Below are 7,323 nucleotides of genomic sequence, written 5' to 3'. Positions count from 1 at the left end.
GTCGGTTCTATGATAACATTTTTAAAATTAATTGTCAAGCCCTAAATCTGCTTTTTTCGCGGGCTTTGATGAGGAGATAAATTAACCACGAAGTCACCAAGAACAGGAAGGTAAGAGGTTTTTTAGGGTTTTTCTCTGTTGTTGAGCTTTATTATTTGATGATAGTTCTTCCTCGTCCGTTCTATGATAACAAGTTTTAAATTAATTGTCAATCTCTAATTCTGCTTTTTTCGCGCGACTTGCTGGGGAAATTAAATGTTATTTTTGTAATTATTGACAGGTCGGGTATCTTGTTGTTCGGAAAAAAACTATGACATCATCAACACCAGAAAGTTTATCTAAATTCGTCCAATTTTGTAACCAATATATTACCGGACAGGAACGCAAAGAAGCACAAACTTTTCTTGACCGATTTTTTCGGGCTTTTGGTCATGAGGGTGCTTTGGAAGCAGGAGCGAAATATGAGGAAGCTATTAAAAAAGGTAGTAAAACTGGAAAAACGGGTTTTGCTGATTTGGTTTGGAAACCTCGCGTTTTAATTGAAATGAAAAAGCGCGGAGAAGACTTAAATAAACATTATTCTCAAGCTTTTGATTATTGGACTAGGTTAGTTCCAAATCGTCCTAAATATGTGATTTTATGTAATTTTGATCAATTCTGGATTTTTGATTTTGATATTCAGATAGATACACCTGTAGATAAAATCTCCCTTGAAGAACTACCAGCACGGTCGGGAGCGTTGGCTTTTATGGAATTAGGTCAAAAAACTCCTATATTCCAAAATAACCAGGTAGAAGTGACAGAACGGGCTGCTCGTCGTATGGGAGAGTTATTATTAGAGTTGGAAGCTAGGGGTATTGAAAAGTTAACAGCACAGCGGTTTGTTTTACAATGTGTGTTAGCTATGTTTGCGGAAGATAGACAGTTGTTACCCCGTGATTTGTTTGTTTCTTGTGTTCAAGATTGTATGAATGGGTCAAGTTCCTATGATCTTTTGGGTGGTTTGTTTCGGGAAATGAATCTACCGGGGAAAACTCCTGCGGGACGTTATCAGGGTGTAGATTATTTTAATGGGGGTTTATTTTCTCGCATTGACCCCATTGAATTAACTAGGGAAGAATTAAATTTTTTAGATGTTTCTGCGCGGGAAAATTGGAGTCAGGTCCGTCCCGCGATTTTTGGGAATTTATTTGAGGGAACGGTAGATAAGAAAGAACGTCACGCGAAGGGAATTCATTATACTTCTGAGGGAGATATTATGAAAATTGTCCGTCCCACAATTAGTCGTTATTGGGAGGATAAAATTGAGGAAGCAAATACAGTTAAAGAACTGGGAAAATTGCAGATAGAATTACAAGGTTATCGGGTTTTGGACCCTGCTTGTGGTTCGGGAAATTTTCTTTATATAGCATATCAGCAATTGAAAAGAGTGGAAAGAATGCTTTTAGAAAAAATCCAGTCTTTGAATGGGTCTAAAAGTCAACAAATGGAAATGGGTTTGGTAACACCTTTACAGTTTTATGGTATGGATACAAATCCTTTTGCTGTGGAATTAGCGCGGGTAACTTTGATGATAGCGCGGAAAATTGCGATTGATGATTTATGTTTGACTGAACCTGCTTTACCTTTGGATACTTTGGATGATAATATTGTTTGTCAAGATGCTTTGTTTGGTGAATGGGTCAAAGCTGATGCTATTATTGGAAATCCACCGTTTTTAGGTGGTAAACATATTAGAATGAATTTGAATGATGAATATGTAGATAGAATTTTTAAACGTTTTCCGAAAGTTAAAGATGTAGATTTTTGTGTTTATTGGTTTCGGTTGGCTCATGATAAAATTGATGAGAAGGGTAGAGTTGGTTTGGTTGGTACTAATTCTATAAGTCAAGGTAAAAGTAGAATTGCGGCTTTAGATTATATTACTCAAAATGGTGGTTATATTCATGAGGCTGTTTCTACACAACCTTGGTCTGGTGCTGCGAAGGTTCATGTGAGTATTATTAATTGGTGTAAGGATAAACCGCGAAAATATTATTTAGATGATCTTGTTGTTTCACAAATCAATTCTTCTCTAAAATCTACTGTTGATGTTTCTCAAGCTGTGCGGTTAAAAGTAAATCTCAATAAATGCTTTCAGGGTGTAATTCCTGTGGGAAAAGGATTTTTTGTAACTGAACAACAGGTTACAGATTGGATAAAAACAGATGGAAAAAATCAAGATGTTCTTAAACAATCTATTTCAGCACAAGATTTAACAGATAATCCTCATGGTACACCAAAAAGATGGATTATTGATTTTAATGATATGAGTCTTGAGGATGCTAGTGATTATCAATTACCTTTTGAACACATTAAAACCTATGTTAAATATGAACGGGATAGTAATCGTAGAGATGTTACCAGAATGAATTGGTGGAAATATGGTGAAAAAAGACCAGCAATGAGAACAGCATTATCTACTTTATCATTTTATTTTGCAGTTCCTTGTCATTCTAAATGGTTTATTTTTTCACGAGTTAATAAAGATTGGCTACCTAATAACTCTATTACTGTTCTCGCATTAGATGATTTTTATATCCTTGGTATTCTCACATCTAACGTACATCGTGTTTGGGTAAAAGCGCAAAGTTCGACTTTAAAAGGTGACACTCGTTATACTCACAACACTTGTTTTGAAACTTTCCCATTTCCGCAAACAGTAGATATAAAAATAGTCCAACAAATTCGCACTAAAACAGAAGAACTAAATGAACATCGTAGTCAACAAATGGAAACCAAACAATGGGGAATCACTACATTATATAATAAATTTTTCACCGAACCGAGCAGTCAACTTTATAAACTACATCAACAACTGGATAAACTGGTAATGTCAGCTTATCAATTCAACCCAGAAGATGATATTTTAGAAAGACTGCTGCTATTAAATTTGGAATTAGCCGAAAAAGAAAAACAGGGAATTAAAATTATTGGACCAGAAATACAAAATTAGTATGTAGGGTGCGTTAGAAGCGTTGAAAGATGATAAAATCAACTATTAAATAAAATCCGCGACGTAGCGCACCAAACTTACAGAAGTATAAAAATCAAAAATTATCTTACTCAAACACTTACTCTTTGCGCCTCTGCGTCTCTGCGTGAGATAAAACTCTTCAATTCCGACCAAAAGCAGATCAGATCAAGTTAACTGCACAAATTACCACCAAAAACAGGTAAAAATAAAGAAAAGGATCTTTGTATAACCAATACAGTTTTTCATGGAAATCAACTTTAACGTTCCCTTATTGGCTACAGCCACAGAAACAGCAGATAGTTCCATGGTATTAGCGGCCGTACTATTGAGTTTAGTCGTGATTTACTTTGCCAGCAAGGTGGGGGGAGAATTATCCAACAAAATCGGTTTACCAGCGGTTTTAGGTGAACTTGTCGGGGGTGTGGTTATCGGTGTCTCTGTACTCCATTTGTTGATATTCCCTGAAGGTGGTACAGACGCTGGTAATTCTTTGATTATGTCCTTTTTGCAAATCACCGCTGGGTTAAGCCCAGAAGCGACACCACAGGTATTTGCAGCCCAGTCTGAGGTGATTTCGGTTTTATCAGAATTGGGTGTGATTATCCTCTTGTTTGAAATTGGCTTAGAGTCTAATCTCAAAGACCTCATGTCCGTGGGTATTCAGGCCTTTGTTGTGGCTACCGTGGGGGTGATAGTTCCCTTTGCTGCGGGAACTGTGGGGTTAATGACAATATTTGGTGTTAGTGCTATACCTGCTATTTTCGCTGGTGCGGCCTTAACTGCAACTAGTATTGGAATTACGTCTAAAGTGCTTTCGGAAATAGGTCGCTTAAATTCTAAAGAGGGACAGATTATCCTGGGTGCTGCGGTTATTGATGATGTTTTGGGAATTATCGTGCTGGCTGTGGTTGCTAGTTTAGCTAAAGATGGGGCGGTTGATGTCGGTAATGTGGTTTATTTAATTATTAGCGCCAGTGCTTTCTTGATTGGGGCGGTGGTTTTTGGTAATGTATTTAATAAATCCTTTGTGGCGATCGCTGATAAACTTAAAACTAGAGGGGAATTAGTCATCCCAGCCTTCATTTTTGCCATAATCATGTCTTACCTAGCCTCTGTCATCCATTTAGAGGCAATTCTGGGAGCTTTTGCTGCTGGTTTAGTTCTCGAAGAAACGGACAAACGCAAGGAATTACAAAAGCAAGTTATCCCCATTGCGGATATGCTAGTTCCAGTTTTCTTTGTGACTGTGGGAGCAAAAACTGATTTAGGAGTCTTAAACCCAGCCATTCCCACAAATCAAGAAGCCTTAATCATGGCAACTTTCCTGATTACCGTCGCCATTATTGGTAAAGTGGTGACAGGACTAACAGTATTTGGTCAACCGGGAATTAATCGCTTGGCTATTGGTGTAGGAATGATTCCCAGGGGTGAAGTAGGTTTAGTATTCGCTGGTGTAGGTGCTGCTAGTGGTGTCCTTTCCAAACCACTAGGGGCAGCAATCATTATGATGGTGATTATTACCACATTTATCGCTCCTCCCCTGTTAAGAATCGTATTTCCCGAATCAAACACTACAGCCAACTTAGATAGTAAAACTGAAAAACTATTATAGCAGGAATGAAGGCAAATTCCTATATTTAAAAAGCAAGTATTTAGGGGGTTGAATCAACAAAAGTCTCAAATCCCCAACTTGTTCTTTAATGATGTCAATAATTGGTGAATTAATGCTATAATCGAGCTATTTAGTTTTTCTATATCTGTTGTGCTTTTTAAGTTGACTAAGTAAGGAGGTGACAGGAAACTTATCTCATGAGAAATCCGTCTCTTTTGATATTGTTATCATCTGACTTAGAAAATAAATAGAAGGGTTAATTGAATTTCCTTTGGTCTTGACAAATTTTTCTTTGTTTCCCATTTTTAGTAAACTTGATCATGTTTTATGGTTTTATTTTTTCTCTGTTTAAGTGTTATAAATTGCAGATTTTTTAGTAGGGAGAATAACCTGCTTTCTTTATGTCAGCAGTTGACAGTAATGGGTATTTTTTATTGACATTGGCGACTAGAAGTGGCGGGCTATACAGACAAAACCCTGAATTTATCCTTAGTCCAGAGTATGACTAAGCTTGTCTAAGTATTTACTCTGTTTGTGTAGTAGTGATTTATAATCGCTGATAGTTTTTCATAAATTTCTTGCTTTCAAGTCAAGGAGAATAATGGAAATAATGTGATAAATTATCAATTTTATCAAATTTTTGAGATATTTAAAGATATTAATTTGATATTCACTAATTCAATAAATATAAATCAGGAGAAAAGAACTGTGAAATTAGAGTGGTTGCTACCCGGTACTTTTGGAAGTATACTTATGCTATCGTCGCCGAGTTTAGCCACAACCCTGGAATCTTGGCGATTTTACCCCAATCAAAACCTGTTAGAAATTAATACAAGTGGTAGTGTCCAACCACAAGCACAGCTAATTTTTAATCCCACTCGCTTAGTAATTGACTTACCGGGTGTAAAATTGGGATCTTCTCAGTTAACCCAACCTGGTAGAGGAGTGCGGGAAATTCGTATTGGCCAGTTTGACGAACAAACAACACGGATAGTTTTAGAATTGAGTCCTGGTTATACCCTAGACCCTAATCAGGTAAAATTTGTCCCTAAACGTGCTAATCGTTGGACAGTACAATTACCAAAATTAGAAAGGGAGTCTCTATCACCCCAGGGGGAAAATCCTGAAAATACTACTAATAATAATTACAATCTAGCTAATATCGCCCCCCAATCTGAACCTGAATTTTCACCAATAGCGAGTAGTAGTGGGGGAAAAACTCAGTTAGAGAATTTACAAATTACTGGTGACGGCTTTTTTGTTCGCACTAATGGCGGTAGTCCCCAAACAAGAACCATCAGAAGCCGTGATAAAACCACTATATTTGTTGATATCCTAGATACAACCTTATCACCAAATTTAACCCCAGGAAAATTAGCAGTTAATAAATACGGTGTTTCCCGCATTGAATTTACTCAATTGCGAACCACACCAACATCTGTGCGTATGACCTTGAGGGTAGAAGAAAATAGCCCTGACTGGCGAGTAACTTCCAGTAGCAGCGGTTTAGTTCTGCTTCCTAGCAGGGGAGTTGTGAGTTTACCTGAAAATGAGAATCTGCCGCCAAGTATAAATAATAACGATAATAACGGCTCAACTGCAACTATTGAGTCTGTAGCAATTGTGAATAATGGCACACAATTACTGATTAGATCCGATCAAACTGTATCTGCGACAACTGGTTGGGATAGAAGCACTGGTTTATTTCGTATTACTATTCCCAACGCTAAGTTAGCCCCGGATATCAAAAGTCCCACCTTTGAAACTAATAGTCCTATCCTCAAACTCCGTCTTCAACCTCAACCGCCAAATACAGTAGTTATTTTTATTCAACCTGCGTCAGGTATTAGCCTTGGACCAATTAATCCAGCCGGAGACAACCTGTTGGCTTTAAAATTACAAGGATCTCGTTTCATGAGACCACCCACTGTTCTACCACCTTTATCACCACCAAAGCAAGAAATACCCGACCTAAATCCACAACAGCCAGAAATCAGACCTCAACCCACAGTTCCCAAAGGAAAATTAGTAGTTGTCATTGACCCCGGACATGGTGGTAAAGATTCAGGTGCGGTTGGTATCGGGGGAGTACAGGAAAAAAATGTCATTTTACCCATTGGGAAAAGGATTGCTGAAGTTTTGGAACGAAACGGTATTCAAGTGATTATGACTAGAGATTATGACTACTTTGTGACTTTACCCGGCCGAGTAATCATGGCTCAACGGGCTAAAGCTGATGTATTTGTGAGTATTCACGCTAATTCAGCAGGTGCGAATCGTCCAGAAGTCAACGGTTTAGAAACCTATTATTATGATAATGGTTTAACATTAGCTCGCATTGTCCATAGTAAAATTTTGCAAAATCTCAATGTTAGAGACAGGAATGTACGCAAAGCCAGATTTTATGTACTTCGCAAAAACTCCATGCCATCAATTTTAGTAGAAACTGGTTTCGTAACTGGTAGAGAAGATGTTGCCAATCTTAATAGTCCAGCTTATCAAAATAAAATGGCAGATGCGATCGCCCAAGGGATTCTTCAGTATTTAAGATCCAGATAAATAGTCATGTATAACACTCACCACCAAACATGATCACCAATGGCAGAAAAATAAATTTACTCAAAAAATCCTAAAACTAAAATTATATGCTACAATAATACGCCATTAGCCGTGTATTATGGCACATCAACCCAAT

3 protein-coding genes are annotated in these 7,323 nt (G+C 37.5%); all 3 read left to right on the top strand.

Annotated features, from left to right (window positions below; genetic code table 11):
* The first annotated feature begins 310 nt into the window (after positions 1-310).
* The 3 genes from ACIR131C_RS0109410 to ACIR131C_RS0109400 all read left to right on the top strand — a co-directional run bounded on the left by ACIR131C_RS0109410 (position 311) and on the right by ACIR131C_RS0109400 (position 7,187).
* Positions 311-2,995 carry a DNA methyltransferase gene (locus tag ACIR131C_RS0109410; RefSeq protein ID WP_028089992.1) on the top strand — a complete coding sequence of 895 codons (2,685 nt, stop codon included), beginning with the start codon at positions 311-313 and terminating at the stop codon, positions 2,993-2,995.
* A 253-nt stretch (positions 2,996-3,248) separates the two neighbouring features.
* Positions 3,249-4,628 carry a cation:proton antiporter gene (locus tag ACIR131C_RS0109405; RefSeq protein ID WP_028089991.1) on the top strand — a complete coding sequence of 460 codons (1,380 nt, stop codon included), beginning with the start codon at positions 3,249-3,251 and terminating at the stop codon, positions 4,626-4,628.
* A 708-nt stretch (positions 4,629-5,336) separates the two neighbouring features.
* Positions 5,337-7,187: an N-acetylmuramoyl-L-alanine amidase gene (locus ACIR131C_RS0109400; RefSeq protein ID WP_028089990.1), complete on the top strand. Its 1,851-nt coding sequence runs from the start codon at positions 5,337-5,339 to the stop codon at positions 7,185-7,187.
* The last annotated feature ends 136 nt before the right edge of the window (positions 7,188-7,323 follow it).

Origin of the sequence: Dolichospermum circinale AWQC131C (genome assembly GCF_000426905.1) — a bacterium.
GTDB classification, from domain to species: Bacteria; Cyanobacteriota; Cyanobacteriia; order Cyanobacteriales; family Nostocaceae; genus Dolichospermum; species Dolichospermum circinale.
This window is presented reverse-complemented; position numbering and strand designations above follow the sequence as displayed.